Origin of the sequence: Streptomyces sp. NPDC047706, from assembly GCF_043204795.1 — a bacterium.
In the GTDB taxonomy this organism is placed as follows: domain Bacteria; phylum Actinomycetota; class Actinomycetes; order Streptomycetales; family Streptomycetaceae; genus Streptomyces.
Genome location: NZ_JBIDCW010000005.1, coordinates 229,297 through 245,867, shown reverse-complemented (window position 1 = coordinate 245,867; position 16,571 = coordinate 229,297). Strand labels below are relative to the sequence as shown.

Sequence of the window (16,571 nt, the reverse complement as noted above, 5' to 3'; positions counted from 1 at the left end):
AAGCGTTGTCAGTGCCCGCCGCTAGCCTCTTTGGGGTGTCCGCACCTCTCACCGATCCCGAGCAGCTCAACGAACTCCTCGGGATTCCGTTCACCCCGGAGCAGACGGCCTGCATCATCGCGCCGCCCACCCCGCAGGTGATCGTTGCCGGAGCCGGCTCAGGCAAGACGACGGTGATGGCGGCACGCGTGGTGTGGCTGGTCGGCACCGGACAGGTCGCGCCCGAACAGGTGCTCGGCCTCACCTTCACCAACAAGGCCGCCGGCGAACTCGCCGAACGGGTCCGCACGGCGCTCGTCAAGGCCGGCGTCACCGACCCCGACGTCATCGACCCGGACAATCCGCCCGGCGAACCGGTGATCTCCACTTACCACGCCTTCGCCGGTCGTCTGCTGACCGACCACGGTCTGCGCATCGGGCTCGAACCGACCTCCCGTCTGCTCGCCGACGCCACCCGCTACCAGCTCGCCGCGCGCGTGCTGCGCGAAGCCCCAGGCCCCTACCCGGCGCTGACCCGCTCCTTTCCCGACCTGGTCAGCGACCTGCTCGCCCTCGACTCCGAACTCGCCGAGCACCTCGTACGGCCCGAGAGCCTGCGCGTGTGGGACGCAGAGCTGCTGCGCACGCTGGAGGGCGCCAAGCTCACCAACGCCGACCTGCGCAAGGTTCCCGACACCGCCGCCGCCCGCCGGGAGCTCGCCGAGCTGGTCCTGCGTTACCGGGCGGCCAAGCGCGAGCGGGACCTGCTCGACTTCGGCGACCAGATCGCCCTCGCCGCACGGCTCGCCCAGCTCCCGGACGTCGGACGCATCCTGCGCGACGAGTTCCGTGTGGTCCTGCTCGACGAGTACCAGGACACGTCCGTCGCCCAACGCGTCCTCCTGGCGGGCCTGTTCGGGGGCGGCACCGGCCACCCGGTGACCGCCGTCGGCGACCCTTGCCAGGCCATCTACGGCTGGCGTGGCGCCTCCGTCGCCAACCTCGACGACTTCCCCGAGCATTTCGCCCACCCCGACGGCACGACGGCCGAGCGCCAGGCGCTGAGCCAGAACCGCCGCAGCGGCGGCCGTCTCCTGGACCTGGCCAACGGCCTCGCCGAACCGCTGCGCGCCATGCACGCGGGCGTGGAGGCCCTCCGCCCGGCTCCCGGCGCCGAACGCGACGGCATCGTCCGCTGCGCCCTGCTGACCACCCATGCCGAGGAGATCGCCTGGATCGCCGACTCGATCGCCCACCTCGTGCGCACCGGCAAGGAGCCCGGCGAGATCGCGGTGTTGTGCCGCGCGGCGACCGACTTCGCCGAGATCCAGGGCGCGCTCGTCGCCCGCGACATCCCGGTGGAGGTCGTCGGCCTCTCCGGACTGCTGCACCTGCCCGAGGTGGCCGACCTGGTCGCCGTCTGCGAGGTCCTCCAGGACCCGGGCGCCAACGCCTCCCTGGTCCGCCTGCTGACCGGCCCGCGCTGGCGCATCGGCCCGCGCGACCTCGCCCTGCTCGGACGTCGCGCCCGCGCGCTGGTGTTCCACGCGCGCGTGGAAGGGGAGGACGACCCCGGGCGCAGGCTCGCCGAGGCGGTCGAGGGCGTGGACCCGGCCGAGGTGATCTCGCTCGCCGACGCCCTGGACACCTTCCTGGAGTCGTCCGTGGAGGGCGGTGGGGACGACGACGGGCTGCCGTTCTCGCCGGACGCGCGCGTGCGTTTCGCCCGCCTCGCCGCCGAACTGCGCGACCTGCGTCGTTCCCTTTCCGACCCGCTCATGGACGTTCTGCACCGTGTCCTCGCCGTCACCGGCCTGGAGGTCGAACTGTCGGCGTCCCCGCACGCCCTCGCCGCCCGCCGCCGCGAGACCCTGTCCAACTTCCTGGACGTCGCCGCCTCCTTCGCGGCCAACGAGTCCGAGGCCGGTCTGCTCGCCTTCCTGGGCTTCCTGCGCACCGCCGCCCAGTACGAGAAGGGCCTCGACAACGCGCTGCCGGGCGGCGAGAACACCGTCAAGGTGCTCACCGCGCACAAGTCCAAGGGCCTGGAGTGGGACGTCGTCGCCGTACCCGGGCTCGTCACCGGGGCCTTTCCCAGTGGCCAGGGCCGCGAGAAGTGGACCGCCCAGGCCAAGGTGCTCCCGCACGAACTGCGCGGCGACGCCGACACCCTGCCCGACATCGAGACGTGGGACGCGCGCGGTATGAAGGCCTTCCACGAGGCCATGAAGGACCACCAACACACCGAGGAACTCCGCCTCGGCTACGTCACCTTCACCCGCCCCCGCTCCCTCCTCCTCGGCTCCGGCCACTGGTGGGGCCCCACCCAGAAGAAGCCCCGCGGTCCTTCCGACTTCCTCCTCGCCCTGCACGAGCATTGCGTCGCCGGTCACGGCGAGATCGAGGCCTGGGCGGACGAACCCGCCGCGGACGCGGAGAACCCGGCCCTCCACCAGGCGACCGCCGACCAGCTGTGGCCGCTGCCCCTCGACACCGCCGCCCTGGCCCGGCGCCGCACGGCGGCCGAGACGGTCCTGGTCCACCTCGACGCCCTCACCGCCCACGACGACGCCCACCCGGCCGTCGTGCACGACCCCGACCGGTACGACGACCCGGACTGGCCCCCACCACCCGACGACGAAGCCCCCGACGGCATCCCCTACGAGGACGACTACGAGGACGACGCCCTCCAGGAGGAGGACCCGGCCGACTGGGACTCCTGGGACACGGACCGGCCCGCGGACACGGACCTCGAGGCGTCCGCAGAAATGGTCCGCCCCCCTCAAGGGCCCCGCCCCGCCCAGGGCCCCCGCACGACCGTTCCGCACCAGGCGACGCCCCCGGACGCCGACGGGCCCCACCGGGGCGTGCCGGACAGCGCCGCGTCCCAGGGCGCCCGCCCGCGCCCCTCCCTGCCCGAGCCGGGCGCACTCACCCCCGAGGAGGCCCGCGCCGTCGCCTCCTGGGACCGCGACCTCGACGCCCTCACCGGCGAGCTGCTCCGCGCGCGCGAGTCCGTCACGGAGGTCGTGCTGCCGGCCTCGCTGACCGCGTCCCAGCTGCTGAGGCTGGCCGCAGACCCGGACGGCTTCGCGCGGGAGCTGGCCCGGCCCATGCCGCGCCCGCCGCAGCCCGCCGCGCGCCGGGGCACGCGTTTCCACGCCTGGGTGGAGGCCCGCTTCGAAGAGCTGACGCTGCCCATGCTGGAGCCCGAGGAGCTGCCCGGCAGCGACGCCGAGATCGCCGACGAACGCGATCTGGCCGCCCTGAAGGAGGCATTCGAACGCACCGAGTACGCCCACCGCACCCCCCACCGCGTCGAGGCGCCTTTCCAGCTGGCCATCGCCGGCCGCGTCGTTCGGGGCCGTATCGACGCCGTATACCGGAACGGGCAGGGCGAACGGGCGACGTACGAGATCGTCGACTGGAAGACCGGCCGCGGCCGCACGGCCGACGCCCTCCAGCTCGCCCTGTACCGCCTCGCCTGGGCCGAGCAGCAGGGTGTACCCCTGGAGTCGGTCACCGCGGCGTTCGTGTTCGTGCGGACGGGCGAGGTCGTGCGGCCGCACGACCTCCCCGGCCGCTCAGCGCTGGAACGGCTGCTGCTGGACGAGCCGTACGGTGACGAACCGCACGAACAGGGTGTCAGCGCGGGCCGATAGGCTCGTGAGCATGAGCCCGACCCCGGACAGCGCCGTCCGTACGTACATCGACCGGCACCGCGCCGCCTTCCTCGACGATCTCGCCGAGTGGCTGCGCATCCCGTCGGTGTCCGCGCAGCCCCAGCACGCCTGCGACGTGCGACGCAGCGCCGACTGGCTCGCCAGCACGCTCGAGGAGGCCGGCTTCCCCACCGCCGAGGTCTGGCAGACACCTGGCGCCCCCGCAGTCTTCGCCGAATGGCCCTCGGACGACCCGCAGGCACCGACGGTCCTCGTCTACGGCCACCACGACGTGCAGCCCGCCGCACGCGAGGACGGCTGGGACAGCGACCCCTTCGAGCCCGTCGTCCGGGAGAACCGCCTCTACGCGCGCGGCGCCGCCGACGACAAGGGCCAGGTGTTCTTCCACACCCTCGGCGTCCGAGCCCACCTCGCCGCCACCGCCCGCACCACGCCGGCAGTCAACCTGAAGCTCCTGATCGAGGGCGAGGAGGAGTCCGGGTCGCCGTACTTCCGTGCCCTCGTCGAGGAGCACGCGGAGCGGCTCGCCGCAGACGCGGTGGTCGTTTCCGACACCGGGATGTGGTCCGAGGACACCCCCACCGTGTGCACGGGCATGCGCGGGCTCGCCGAATGCGAGATCCGGCTGTACGGCCCCGACCAGGACATCCACTCCGGCTCCTTCGGGGGCGCCGTACCCAACCCGGCGACCGCAGTGGCCCGCCTGGTCACCGCCCTGCACGACGACGACGCGCGCGTGGCGATCCCCGGCTTCTACGACGGCGTCGTCGACCTCACCGACCGCGAGCGCGCGTTCTTCGCCGAGCTCCCCTTCGACGAGCACCAGTGGCTGCGCACGGCCAAGTCGTACGCCACCCAGGGCGAGGCCGGGTACACCACGCTGGAGCGGGTCTGGGCCCGCCCCACCGCCGAGGTCAACGGCATCGGCGGCGGCTACCAGGGCCCGGGCAGCAAGACGATCGTCCCGTCCTCGGCAATGGTGAAGCTGTCCTTCCGCCTCGTCGCCGGCCAGGAACCCGGTCACATCGAGAGGGTGGTGCGGGCCTGGGCCGCCGACCAGGTACCCGCCGGGATCCGGCACGAGATCGCCTTCTCCGCGGCCACGCGCCCGTGCCTGACCCCGCTCGACCACCCCGCCCTGCAATCCGTCGTACGCGCCATGAGCCGCGCCTTCGGCCAAGTCGTCCGCCACACGCGCGAGGGCGGCTCCGGACCCGCCGCCGACCTCCAGGAAGTCCTCGGCGCGCCCGTCCTCTTCCTGGGCATCTCCGTCCCCTCCGACGGCTGGCACGCCCCGAACGAGAAGGTCGAGCTGGACCTGCTCCTGAAGGGCGCCGAAACCGCCGCGTACCTCTGGGGCGACCTCGCCGAGCACTGGCGTCATGCGCCCTGACCGCCCCGGCCGAGAGGGCACCTCGCGGGGGGCACACTGGAGGGGCCGCCCGCACCACCAAGCCCCGCCGGACCCGGTCCCCTCCTGCCGTACGTCCCGCTGAACCGCCGCTGAATCAACCGTTCCACCGGGGGAGTTGGAAGCACCCGTGACCACCTGGACCGACCACACCGCCGACCGGCCCATCTCGCTCACCGCCCCGAGCGGCATCGACCGTGCCGCGCATCACCGGCTCGACGAGGCCTGGCTCGCGGCGGCATGGAGCCACCCGAAGACCCGCTGCTTCGTGGTCTCCGGCGGCCAGGTCCTCCTCGACGAGACGCCCGACGGGCGGACCGAACTCGTCATGGGCCCGTCCTTCGAAGCCCCGCTCACCGAAGCCCACCGCTACTTCCTGGGCATCGACGAGGACGGCGTCAGCTACTTCGCACTCCAGAAGGACGCGCTGCCCGGCCGCATGGACCAGTCCGCGCGCCCGGCGGGCCTGCGCGAGGCCGGCCTGCTGCTGTCTCCGCGCGACGCGGGCCTGATGGTGCACGCGGTCGGCCTGGAGAACTGGCAGCGCACCCACCGCTTCTGCTCCCGCTGCGGGGAACGCACGGTCATCGCGGCCGCCGGGCACATCCGCCGCTGCCCCGCCTGCGGCGCCGAGCACTACCCGCGCACGGACCCCGCTGTGATCATGGCCGTCACCGACGAGGAGGACCGCATCCTGCTCGGCCGCCAGGTCCACTGGCCCGAGGGCCGCTTCTCCACGCTGGCGGGCTTCGTCGAGCCCGGCGAGTCCATCGAGCAGTCGGTACGCCGCGAGGTCCGCGAGGAGGCCGGCATCACCGTCGGCCAGGTCGAGTACGTGGCCAGCCAGCCCTGGCCCTTCCCGTCCAGCCTCATGCTCGGCTTCATGGCCCGCGCCACCTCCACCCAGATCAACGTCGACGGCGACGAAATCAGCGAGGCCCGCTGGTTCTCCCGTGACGAACTGCGCGCCGCCTTCGACTCCGGCGAGGTGATGCCGCCGTACGGCATCTCCATCGCGGCCCGGCTGATCGAGCTCTGGTACGGCAAGCCGCTGCCGACGCGCAGCGTGTTCTGACACGGCACGGGAAGAGGCCTGCCCATGCCCTGGCGGGCGGGCGTGACCCCCGCGGAAGCAGCCCAAGAAAGCGGAAGCAGCCCAAGGAAGAGGCCCTCGCCGAACACCGTCCGGCGAGGGCCCTGAAGAGGGTCAGGCGCTGAGCGCCTGCTTCACCTGAGCGAGGCTCGGGTTGGTCATGACGACCTCCGTGCCACCCGCGACGGGCAAGATCCGCACGGTCGGCACCGTCTGATTCCCGCCGTTCGCCTTCTCCACGAACGCGGCGGACTCCGGGTCCTGCTCGATGTTGATCTCGTCGTACGCGATGCCCTCGCGGTCCAGCTGGCTCTTCAGCCGGCGGCAGTAGCCACACCACGTGGTGCTGTACATCGTCACAGTGCCCGGCATGTCTCTCGCGCTCCTTCGGCGGGTCGGGGAAGTGGTCGCCAGAGAGGGGAACGTACGCGACGTCGGCGCCATTCCCGCCGGGGGTATGGGGGGTGAGGCTCATGCGGACGGCCCCACCTGACCACCGATGTCCGAGGAGACACCGGTATACGCCTGCAGCGCCACGGCGTGATGCCCGCGTGCCAGGGACGACTGCGTGCCCGCAGCGTCAGGCCGACGTGGCCCGTGCCGCATCAGAGACGACCGTGCCCGCAGCGTCAGGCCGACGTGGCCCGTGCCGCATCAGAGACGACTGCGTGCCCGCAGCGTCAGGCCGACGTGGCCCGTGCCGCACAGGACGCGGGCCATCCCCCCGGGACAGAGGGCGACGCGCTGTGCCCTCGCGTGAGGACGACGTGCCATGCCACGCTCCATGACGATGCGATGCCCCGCCGCAGGACGACGTGATGCCCGCCGCATTCATACGACTGCGAGACCTCGCCTGTGGATAACCGGCTCACCCGTCTCCCGCGACCTGGCAGCATGGCCGTGTGACAGCAGCAACGCACTCCACCCTCTTCCCGCAGGCACCGGACTCGGCCGACGCGGTGCTCGAAGGGCTCGACCCCGAGCAGCGCGAGGTCGCCACCGCGCTGCACGGTCCGGTCTGTGTGCTCGCGGGCGCGGGGACCGGGAAGACCCGGGCGATCACCCACCGGATCGCCTACGGTGTGCGGGCCGGGATCCTCCCCGCCTCCAGCGTGCTCGCCGTCACCTTCACCAACCGGGCCGCCGGCGAGATGCGCGGTCGCCTCCGTCAGCTCGGCGCCGCCGGGGTCCAGGCCCGCACCTTCCACTCGGCGGCCCTGCGCCAGCTCCAGTACTTCTGGCCGAAAGCCGTCGGCGGTTCCCTGCCCCGGCTGGTCGACCGCAAGGTCCAGCTCGTCGCCGACGCCGCCGCGGCCTGCCGCATCCGCCTCGACCGGGGCGAGCTGCGGGACGTCACCGGTGAGATCGAGTGGTCGAAGGTCACCCAGACCGTCCCTTCCGACTACGCGCTCGCAGCTGCGAAGGCCGGCCGTGAGGTACCTCGCGATCCCGCCGAGGTCGCCCAGATCTACACGGCCTACGAGGACCTCAAGCGTGACCGCGTGGTCATCGACTTCGAGGACGTCCTGCTGCTCACCGTCGCCGTTCTCCAGGACCGTCACGACATCGCCGACCAGGTACGTGCCCAGTACCAGCACTTCGTGGTCGACGAGTACCAGGACGTCAGCCCCCTCCAGCAGCGCCTGCTGGAGCTCTGGCTCGGCGACCGGGACGACCTGTGCGTCGTCGGCGACGCCAGCCAGACGATCTACTCGTTCACGGGCGCAACCCCCGACTACCTCCTAGACTTCCGCACCCGTCACCCCGGCGCCACCGTCGTCAAGCTGGTCCGCGACTACCGCTCCACGCCCCAGGTCGTCCATCTCGCCAACGGGCTGCTCGCCCAGGCCGCCGGCCGTGCCGCCGACCACCGGCTGGAACTGATCTCCCAGCGTGCGGCAGGCCCCGAGCCCGTCTACACCGAGTACACCGACGAGCCGGACGAGGCCGAGGGCGCCGCCCGCCGCATCCGTGAACTCCTCGACTCCGGTGTCGCGGCCGCCGAGATCGCCATCCTGTTCCGCACGAACGCCCAGTCCGAGAGCTACGAGCAGGCACTCGCCGACGCGGGGATCCCCTACCAGCTGCGCGGCGCCGAGCGGTTCTTCGAGCGGCCCGAGGTGCGCAAGGCCGGCATCGCCCTGCGCGGCGCCGCGCGCTTCGGGGGCAACGACTCCCTCCTCGACGAGGCCGTCGACCTGCCCTCCCAGGTGCGAGCCGTGCTCTCCGGAGAAGGCTGGACGACCACGCCCCCGGCCGGCTCCGGCGTTGTCAGGGAGCGCTGGGAGTCGCTGGCCGCGCTCGTCAGTCTCGCCCAGGACTACGCCGCGGCACGCCCCCGCGCCACCCTCGCCGACCTCGTCGCGGAACTCGACGAGCGGGCGAACGCCCAGCACGCCCCGACCGTTCAGGGGGTCACCCTCGCCTCCCTGCACTCGGCCAAGGGTCTGGAGTGGGATGTCGTCTTCCTGGTCGGTGTGGCCGAGGGCATGATGCCGATCACCTACGCGAAGACCGACGAACAGATCGAGGAGGAGCGCCGACTCCTCTATGTCGGCGTCACCCGCGCTCGCTCGCACCTTCATATCTCCTGGGCGCTCGCCCGCTCGCCCGGTGGCCGCCCCAGCCGCCGCCCCAGCCGGTTCCTCGACGGACTGCGCCCTGGCTCCGCCGCACCCGGCGGCCGCGCCGCCACGGGCGGCGCGGGTGGCATCGAGCGCGGCTACCCCGGTGGAGGCAGCCGCCCCGGTGCCATCGCCGCGCCCAGACGGACACAGCGCGCCCCCGCCCGCTGCCGTGTCTGCGGACGCACACTCACCGATGCCGGTGAGATGAAGCTGATGCGCTGTGAGGACTGCCCTTCCGACATGGACGAGGGACTGTACGAACGGTTGCGGGACTGGCGTGCGGTCCAGGCCCGGCGCAGCGGTCAGCCCGCGTTCTGCGTCTTCACCGACAAGACCCTCATCGCGATCGCCGAGAACGCCCCGGACGACGCGGGCGAGCTGGCACGGATCCCGGGGGTCGGGATGCGCAAGCTCAACCGCTACGGAGCCGACGTTCTGGCCATCTGCGCAGGCCAAGAGCCCGAGACCGGGGAAGAAGCGGACTGATGCGAACTCGTCGAAAAAATAGTTTGCGCATGCCCCAGCAATCCCCATAGGTTCTTAGGCACGGGAACAGCGGCCTTCTCGGAGGCCCTGATTCCGTGTTGTACTTGCATACCCGCCGGACTGGCTGACCCCAGTCCCCCGAGACGCCGAGAGGAGGCGAGTCCAGTGATCAGCATCAAGAAGAGCTCCATCAGCATCGTCAAAATGACCGATCGCTCGGTCGCTTCCCTGTGCATGCTCGGCATCTCCAACCCGGGCACCGGTCTGTCCGGCGTTTGTGCCGACCGTCCGGCGTTCTCCCTGTCTCTTGCGGGCCTTCCCGTCCGTGAGCGCAGTGAGCGACCGACCAAGGCACTGGAAGCAGCAGTAGTGGCACAGGCCCAGGCCTATGCCCTTACGGCGACCGGTGCCGGATTCCGGAAGCAGACGACGCAGCACCACCAGATGTGGGCCTTCCGTGGGCCAGAACCCTGGAGCGATCCAGCCTGATCGGCAATCAGGCCGGCGCCTTCAGGGCCGCGGAACCCCATCCGGGATCCGCGGCCCTTCTGTTTGTCCCGAACGGGACGACGGAGCGAAGGGGCCTCGGGACAAGAAAAGAACCCGGTACCAGCCGCCACCCGGTCCAACCCGACCGGAACGACCAAGACGAGGAAGTCGACACCGTGCAACTCGAAGCGCACGCCCCGTCCGTACCGCCTTCCGAAACGATCCCCCCGCCCGGCCTCACGGAGGACTCCACCTTGACCCCGCTCACCGCGCTCACCGCGCTCGACGACGCCATCGAGAACCTCGGCGTACCCGTCCCCTGCCGTTCCTACGACCCGGAGGTCTTCTTCGCGGAGTCCCCGGCGGACGTCGAGTACGCCAAGTCCCTCTGCCGCACCTGCCCGCTGATCGAGGCCTGCCTCGCCGGCGCCAAGGAACGGCGTGAGCCCTGGGGCGTCTGGGGTGGCGAGCTGTTCGTCCAGGGTGTCGTCGTCGCCCGGAAGCGGCCGCGTGGCCGCCCGCGCAAGAACCCGGTCACGGCATGAACACCGCAGGAACGATCGACCGTCCCCTCACGCACGACCCCCAGAAGCAGGCCCCGATGAAGCCGTCCACCAACGAGCCGACAGGCTCAGCGACTCCAGACGTCACCACCACCGGCGCGAACGACTCGCGTCAGAACAGGACCCGAGAGATGCAACTCATCCCAGAAGCCCTGGCTCGTGCGCATATGGACGACCGGCTGCGTGAGGCGCGGGAGCAGCGCCGGGCCATGAGCCTGGTGACCGCCCGCCGCATGCAGCGCCGGGCCGAGCGCGCCTCGCGGCGCGCCCGGCGGGCGCTGGCCATGGCCGTCATGCAGTAATGGCGTCATGCGGTAACTGACACACCTGAAATGGTGGCCTCCCGGCCCGAGCGGACACGCGTGAACCGCGTGGAATCGAGGGGAGCCGAGAGGCAGAATCTTCTCCGCGGGGGCCGGTCCGAGCGAACGGACCGGCCCCCGCCGTGCGTTGTGCCCGGCGATCCGCCGGTCACGGGGATATCGTCGGCGGGTGACGAGTCTTCCCGGACGCAGCGACAATGGCGGCTCCGCCCCCCAACCCCGCCCCATCGTCTGCACCCGCTGCGGCACCCAGGCCCGCACCCCCGAGCCGACCTGGACTTGCTCGGTGGAGAACGGAACACGCCGGTACTTCTGTGAGGGCTGTTCCCGGGAGAACTTGCGGGCCATCGAGGGGCGGCTGGACTCGGCGTGGTGGTGAGAGCCGGCCCTTACGGGGCTTGGCAGGCCTCTCCTGCCTCTCCTGGCACCGGGCCACAGCTGAAAGCCGGCTTCGTCGCATGAGTCGGCGACAGCGGACGGGGCCGTGGCGAGGCCGACGAAGGCGAGCAAGCACCGGCCTCGTCGTCCGGCGTCACCCGCCTGACGCCGTGGCAACGACGTCACCGGTCTGACGGAATCGTCCGGCGTCACCGCCCCGGCATCACGCCTCAGCCGCCGCGTTCCCCTCGTCCATGTCGTCCTGCTGCACGAACCCCGGTAGCCACTCCTCCAGTTCCTCGCGCAGGCGGACCGTGGCGTTCAGCTGGCACAGGACGCCGATCGTGCTCAGGGTCACCCGGTGGATCAGGAGGTATGCCGGGGGGAGGTTGAGCTGCTTGCCCAGTTGGTAGGCGGGGGAGCGGATGTCGGCCACGCGGGCCGCCTGGCTGCGCATCCAGCCGCGGGTGAAGGTGAACTCGTCGACGCGGGCCGGCTCGATGATCGGCAGAAGGTAGTCGAGGACCGCGTCCGGGTCCAGCTCGATGGACTCCTTGATGAACCCTTCGGCGCAGAGAAGGTCGTGGACCGCCTGTGCTTCCCCGTCCAACGTCATGCGCAGGGAGTCGCCGATGGGGGTCGGGAGGCCGCCCGGGAGGCGGTCCACCGTGCCGAAGTCCAGGACGCCGAGGCGCCAGTCGTCGTCGCCGTCCGGGCCACCGGGCAGGAGGCGGAAGTTGCCGGGGTGCGGGTCGGCGTGCAGCAGACCCGTGCGGGCGGGGCCGGAGAAGAGGAAGCGGGCGAGGAGCTGGCCGGCCCGGTCGCGCTGCTCCTCGGTGCCGTCCGAGATGATCTCCGAGAGCGGGATGCCGTCGATCCACTCCGTGATCAGGACCTGGTCGCACTGGTGGACCACGGCGGGAACCACGAAGTCGGGGTCGTCGGCGAACTCCTCGGCGTGCTCCTGCTGGGCCTGAGCCTCCAGCCCGTAGTCCAGCTCCTCCGAGACGCGATCCCTCAGTTCCGCGATCAGCGGCTTGATGTCCATGCCGGGGATGAGCGGGCCCAACAGCCTGGCGAAACGGCTCAGCTGGTTGAGGTCGGACAGCAGGGCCTCACCGGCTCCCGGGTACTGCACCTTGATCGCGACCTCGCGGCCGTCGTGCCACACGCCGTGGTGCACCTGGCCGATCGAGGCGGCGGCCGACGGCTTGTCCTGGAACTGGAGGAACAGCTCCCGCCAGTCCTCGCCGAGCCGCTCCGCGAGCACCGTGTGCACGGTGCGCGTCGGCATCGGGGGCGCCGCGTCCTGGAGCTTGGTCAGGGCCGCCCGGTAGGGCCCGGCGATCTCCTCGGGCAGCGCCGACTCGAAGACGGACAGGGCCTGCCCGAACTTCATCGCGCCACCCTTGAGCTCGCCGAGCACCTTGAAGAGCTGCTCCGCGGTGCGCTGCTGCAGTTCGCGGCCGACGAGATCCGCGGACTCGCCGACGATCCGCTTGCCCAGGCCCCAGGTCGCCCGCCCGGCGAAGCCGAGTGGCAGCGCGGCGAGCTTGGCGGTCCGGGTGACCGCCTTGCGGGGAAGATCAGACATGCGCCCTCCAAGTCCCAGCCGGGCGCGCCGCGCCTGCCCGACGGCGTACCTCCGTTGACGACCGTTCCACCGCCATTGTCTCGTGTGCCTCCCCGTCCTCGGCGGCGCGTTCCCCCTTGGCTTTCTCCGTACCCCTCTTCGCGGCCCCGCACGGGCATGCCGGATGCGCCCAGACCGGTCGGGCATGCCATTGGAGGGCGGGGACGGAGATCTCCCAGCGGACTCCCGCGCTGGTGGGAGGGCGGCCGTCGAGGAAGGCGAGGGCGTGCGCGGCCGTGAGGCCGGCGACCGTGGTGGCCAAGGTCACGTCGCACGGGCGGACGTGGCGCTGCCGGCCCGAGCGCCACTGGGCGACCAGGCGGGGCCACGTCGGGTCCCGGTCCGTCCGGTCCTCGTGCAGGCAGCGGGCGCAGCCCGTCTCGCCGGGCAGGACGAAGGGGCCGACCGTGCCGGTGCCCTCGACGACCCCGGCGTACAGGTGCGGCGTACCGGAGGTGATCAGGGGCTCGGCGGTGTCCGGGTCGGGGGCGTGCACGGCGACGTCGTCGCGTGGGGTGAGGATCACCAGGGAGAAGCCGGCCTCGGCCGGGTCCGCCGGTGCCCGGTTGCCGCGGCGGGGTGGGCCCTGCGGTGCGGCTCGGCGGACGACCCGGCGGGCGGCCTCGTCGCGGCGCTCGCCGATGGACTCGGCGGGCAGTCCGCCCGGTGCCACGTCCCAGGGCTCCACGCAGCCGCCGTCGCGCACGTCCACCTCGCCGACACCCGCACCGGCCAGCAGTGCGGCCACGGTGGCGCCGACGCGGCCGGCGCCCCGTACCTGCACGCGCAGGGCCTGCCGGGCGGCGAGGCGTGCGATCGCCTCGCCCGGCTCCCTGCTGGTCAGGGACAGTGTGGCCAGGTCCGGGCGGAGCCGTTCGAGGACTGCCTGCTTGCCGCGCAGGGCGTCGGCGGCGGGTCCGCCGCCCTTCGCGTCGTCGAGGAGTCCGCACCGGGTCAGTCTGCGGACCAGTTCGTCGACGTGGCCCTCGGGCAGGTCCATCCGCCGGCCCTCTTCGCGCAGGAGCGGCAGGCCGCGCGTGCCGTTGAGCATGTCGAGGAAGTTGCCGGTCGCGATGTCCATCGGGCCCAGCGTCATCGCGTGCGCCGGCGTCATGCCGAACTGCACGGTCTTGAGGTCACGCCAGCCGCGCCGCAGCGCGGGTTTCACCATCGGATGCATGACAGTCCCCCGTCGTCGGGAAAGTACCGCTGTTGCACGGTTCGTCGGTGGAGTGGCCGGGATGGTCGGGCCCGGTCGGGTTCGCGCCGACGCGAGCAAGCATGCCGGGCCCGGCGGTGCGGCGCCGAAAGTTGTCCACAGGTGGGGGATATTCGTCGTACAAATCAAACGCATGGTGGGCGATCGGAATCGAACCGTCCCGGACTCGGGACTTCCCGCATGCGCAGCGGGTAACGTCGGGGCGTGTCCGCCGACCCACTGCACCGCGCCGGAAAGCCGCAGCGCAGCACGACGAGCCCGCCGCCGAGCGGCTCGGGGGCGGGTGTGATCGAGGTGCGCCGGAGTACCCGTCGACGCCGGACGGTCTCCGCGTACCGCGAGGGCGATCGCACCGTCGTGCTCATCCCCGCCCGGATGTCCGAGGCCGAGGAGCAGCGCTGGGTGACCGTCATGCTCGACAAGCTGGCCGCCCAGGAGAGCAAGCGGGTGCTGGGAGACGCCGAGCTGACGGAGCGCGCCGAGCGGCTGTCCGCGCAGTACTTCGACGGCCGCGCGCGGCCCACGTCGGTGCGCTGGGTGACCAACCAGAACACGCGCTGGGGCTCGTGCACCCCCGCCGAGGGCAGCATCCGGCTGTCGCACCGGCTGCAGGGCATGCCCGAGTACGTCGTCGACTACGTGCTCCTGCATGAGCTGGCGCATCTGCTGGTGCCCGGGCACGGGCCCCGCTTCTGGCGACTGCTGGAGGCCTATCCGCGCACCGAGCGTGCCCGGGGCTATCTCGAAGGAGTGGTCGCCGCGGACCGGTTGCCGCACCTGCCCGGCGCGCGCGCGGAGTGAATCCTCCGGAGCGGCGTGTGCGGCATGTCCGGCAAGTGTGTCGGGCATGGCCGGGGAAGAGGTTGTGTACCGGCTCTGTACCGACTTCGTCCGGTGTCCGAGTTTGCGGTTAGCCTGGCGCGACGCACCAGCACTTCGGGATGGGGGACGGTCGTTACGCATGGCCAGGGAATTCCAACGCGGCCACAAGGCCAGGATCAGTGACCTGACGGCGGGCACGGATCTGTACGTAGGTGTGCAGATCTCGGGGCCCGGACTGACCTTCGACATCAGCTGTTTCGGTCTGGACGCCGGCGAACGGCTCTCGGACGACCGGTACTTCGTCTTCTTCAACCAGCCGAAGTCCCCCGAGGAGGCCATCCAGCTCCTCGGCGCGCAGGCGGGTGACACGGAGTCCTTCCGGGTCACGCTCGACAGGATCCCGTCGCAGATCCACAAGCTGTCGTTCACGGCGACCGTCGACGGTGCCGGGCAGATGTTGCAGATCGACCCCGGCTACCTCCGCATCGTCGCGGGCGGCCAGGAGGTGGCCCGGTACGCGTTCGACGGTTCGGAGTTCACCACCGAGCGGGCCGTGATCCTGGGCGACTTCTACCTGAAGGACGTGTGGCGGTTCGCGGCCGTCGGGCAGGGTTTCGACGGCGGCCTGGACGCGCTGCTGAGGAACTTCGGCGGCGAGGTGCTCGAAGAGGAGACGCCCGCCGAGCCGCAGCCCCAGGCCCACGCCGCTCCCGGTTTCGCGCCGCCCGCCCAGTCCTCCGCGCCGCCCGCCTTCGGCGTCCCGTCCGGACCGGCCGCGACGCCCCCGCCGGCACCGGCGCCCGCCCCGCAGCCCGCCGCTCAGGGTTTCGCGCCGCCCGCCGGCGCCACCCCGCCTCCGGCTCCCGCCCCGTCACCCCAGGTGCACACCGCGCCCACCGTCGTGGCGCCCATGACCCCGCCCGGCGGAGCCGCCGTACCGCCGCCCGCCCCGGCACCCGCGCCGCCCTACGGCGGGCAGCCGCAGCCCCCGTACGGGCAGCCGCCCCAGCCGCAGCCTCCGTACGGCCAGGCGGCGCCGGGCCAGACCGCTCCGCTGCCCCCGGGATACGGCCAGCCGCCCGCCCAGCAGGCCCCCGTGCCACCCCACGGCCAGCCGACCCCGCCCCCGGGCTACGGACAGCAAGCACCCTACGCAGCGCCGCAGGCCGCGCCCCAGGGCACTGTCCAGGCGCCCGGTGTCGCCGGCGCGCTCCAGAAGTTCAAGGAGACACCGACCGGTCAGCGCTGGACGCAGCAGAACAAGAAGCTCGTCCGGGTGGACCTCGGTATCGGCGGCCAGCCGGTGCTGGCCCGGCAGGGCAGCATGGTGCTCTACCAGGGCAAGGTCGACTTCAGCTACAAGGGCGCCGGGTTCAGCGGCCGGATCGTGGGCAACGCCACCGGCCAGGAGATGCAGCTGATGCGCTGCACGGGACAGGGCCAGGTGTTCCTCGCCGAGAACTCCACGATGCTGCACCCCATCGAACTCCAGGGCGACGGCATCTGCGTATCCGCCGAGAACGTCCTCGCGTTCGACGAGAGCCTCCAGTACGAGGTGCGCCGCGTCGAGGGCCACGGCATCCCCGGAGGTGCGCTGTTCACCATGCAGTTCACCGGCACCGGCACCATCGTCGTCAAAACCCACGGCACACCCGTGGTGCTGCCGGTCACGCCGACGACGTTCGCCGACTGCAACGCCGTGGTCGCCTGGTCCGCCGCCTCCCAGGTGATCGTCTCCAGCCAGGTACGGATGCGCCGCAACGCCTACCCCGGCGACACCGGAGAGAGCGTGAACCTCCAGTTCCGCGGCGCGCCCGGCAACTTCATCGTCGTCCAGCCGTACGAGATCTGAGGGAGAGCCCGTC

13 protein-coding genes are annotated in these 16,571 nt (G+C 71.9%); 10 read left to right on the top strand and 3 right to left on the bottom strand.

Annotation, left to right across the window (positions count from 1 at the left end; all coding sequences use genetic code 11):
• Positions 1-35: 35 nt before the first annotated feature.
• From ACGF8A_RS08420 to nudC, 3 genes are all read left to right on the top strand, one after another.
• A complete protein-coding gene (locus ACGF8A_RS08420; RefSeq protein ID WP_393105564.1) occupies positions 36-3,641 on the top strand; it encodes an ATP-dependent helicase in 3,606 nt (1,201 codons plus the stop codon).
• Between the two features lie 10 nt (positions 3,642-3,651).
• Complete coding sequence (locus ACGF8A_RS08415; protein WP_393105562.1) at positions 3,652-5,055, top strand: dipeptidase; 1,404 nt, start codon at positions 3,652-3,654, stop codon at positions 5,053-5,055.
• A 148-nt stretch (positions 5,056-5,203) separates the two neighbouring features.
• Positions 5,204-6,148, top strand: a complete 945-nt coding sequence (gene nudC, locus ACGF8A_RS08410; protein WP_393105560.1) for an NAD(+) diphosphatase — start codon at positions 5,204-5,206, stop codon at positions 6,146-6,148.
• Between the two features lie 132 nt (positions 6,149-6,280).
• On the opposite strand, the gene ACGF8A_RS08405 is transcribed toward nudC, so the two are convergent.
• The gene (locus ACGF8A_RS08405; RefSeq protein ID WP_393105558.1) at positions 6,281-6,538 is read right to left on the bottom strand and encodes a mycoredoxin; all 258 of its coding nucleotides are present in this window, start codon (positions 6,536-6,538) and stop codon (positions 6,281-6,283) included.
• A gap of 530 nt (positions 6,539-7,068) precedes the next feature.
• On the opposite strand from ACGF8A_RS08405, the gene ACGF8A_RS08400 reads away from it, so the two are divergent.
• The 5 genes from ACGF8A_RS08400 (at position 7,069) to ACGF8A_RS08380 (ending at position 11,033) form a co-directional block, all read left to right on the top strand.
• On the top strand, positions 7,069-9,279 hold the full coding sequence (locus ACGF8A_RS08400) for an ATP-dependent DNA helicase UvrD2 (RefSeq protein ID WP_393105556.1): 2,211 nt from the start codon (positions 7,069-7,071) through the stop codon (positions 9,277-9,279).
• A 165-nt stretch (positions 9,280-9,444) separates the two neighbouring features.
• Positions 9,445-9,768: a hypothetical protein gene (locus tag ACGF8A_RS08395; RefSeq protein ID WP_393105554.1), complete on the top strand. Its 324-nt coding sequence runs from the start codon at positions 9,445-9,447 to the stop codon at positions 9,766-9,768.
• Positions 9,769-9,944: 176 nt separating this feature from the next.
• Positions 9,945-10,313, top strand: a complete 369-nt coding sequence (locus ACGF8A_RS08390) for a WhiB family transcriptional regulator (protein WP_019072119.1) — start codon at positions 9,945-9,947, stop codon at positions 10,311-10,313.
• Positions 10,310-10,633 (top strand): hypothetical protein, encoded by a 324-nt coding sequence (locus ACGF8A_RS08385; protein WP_393105551.1) that lies wholly within the window; start codon positions 10,310-10,312, stop codon positions 10,631-10,633. Before ACGF8A_RS08390 ends, ACGF8A_RS08385 begins: the two co-directional genes overlap by 4 nt.
• Before the next feature lie 190 nt (positions 10,634-10,823).
• On the top strand, positions 10,824-11,033 hold the full coding sequence (locus tag ACGF8A_RS08380) for a hypothetical protein (protein ID WP_393105549.1): 210 nt from the start codon (positions 10,824-10,826) through the stop codon (positions 11,031-11,033).
• A gap of 222 nt (positions 11,034-11,255) precedes the next feature.
• Here the strand turns inward: ACGF8A_RS08380 and ACGF8A_RS08375 are convergent, their stop codons facing one another.
• Positions 11,256-12,626: an ABC1 kinase family protein gene (locus ACGF8A_RS08375; protein ID WP_393105547.1), complete on the bottom strand. Its 1,371-nt coding sequence runs from the start codon at positions 12,624-12,626 to the stop codon at positions 11,256-11,258.
• A complete protein-coding gene (locus ACGF8A_RS08370) occupies positions 12,619-13,845 on the bottom strand; it encodes a TOMM precursor leader peptide-binding protein (RefSeq protein WP_393105545.1) in 1,227 nt (408 codons plus the stop codon). Before ACGF8A_RS08370 ends, ACGF8A_RS08375 begins: the two co-directional genes overlap by 8 nt.
• 243 nt (positions 13,846-14,088) lie before the next feature.
• Between ACGF8A_RS08370 and ACGF8A_RS08365 the strand changes: the two genes are divergently transcribed.
• Together ACGF8A_RS08365 and ACGF8A_RS08360 are read left to right on the top strand one after the other, a co-directional pair.
• Positions 14,089-14,685, top strand: a complete 597-nt coding sequence (locus tag ACGF8A_RS08365) for a M48 family metallopeptidase (protein ID WP_393105543.1) — start codon at positions 14,089-14,091, stop codon at positions 14,683-14,685.
• Positions 14,686-14,845: 160 nt separating this feature from the next.
• On the top strand, positions 14,846-16,558 hold the full coding sequence (locus ACGF8A_RS08360) for a TerD family protein (RefSeq protein ID WP_393105541.1): 1,713 nt from the start codon (positions 14,846-14,848) through the stop codon (positions 16,556-16,558).
• Positions 16,559-16,571: the final 13 nt, after the last annotated feature.

Coding starts and splice junctions, on each gene's coding strand:
- ACGF8A_RS08415 (WP_393105562.1), top strand. CDS start 3,652: ATGAGCCCGACCCCGGACAGCGCCGTCCGTACGTACATCGACCGGCAC.
- ACGF8A_RS08405 (WP_393105558.1), bottom strand. CDS start 6,538: ATGCCGGGCACTGTGACGATGTACAGCACCACGTGGTGTGGCTACTGC.
- ACGF8A_RS08385 (WP_393105551.1), top strand. CDS start 10,310: ATGAACACCGCAGGAACGATCGACCGTCCCCTCACGCACGACCCCCAG.
- ACGF8A_RS08375 (WP_393105547.1), bottom strand. CDS start 12,626: ATGTCTGATCTTCCCCGCAAGGCGGTCACCCGGACCGCCAAGCTCGCC.
- ACGF8A_RS08370 (WP_393105545.1), bottom strand. CDS start 13,845: ATGCATCCGATGGTGAAACCCGCGCTGCGGCGCGGCTGGCGTGACCTC.
- ACGF8A_RS08360 (WP_393105541.1), top strand. CDS start 14,846: ATGGCCAGGGAATTCCAACGCGGCCACAAGGCCAGGATCAGTGACCTG.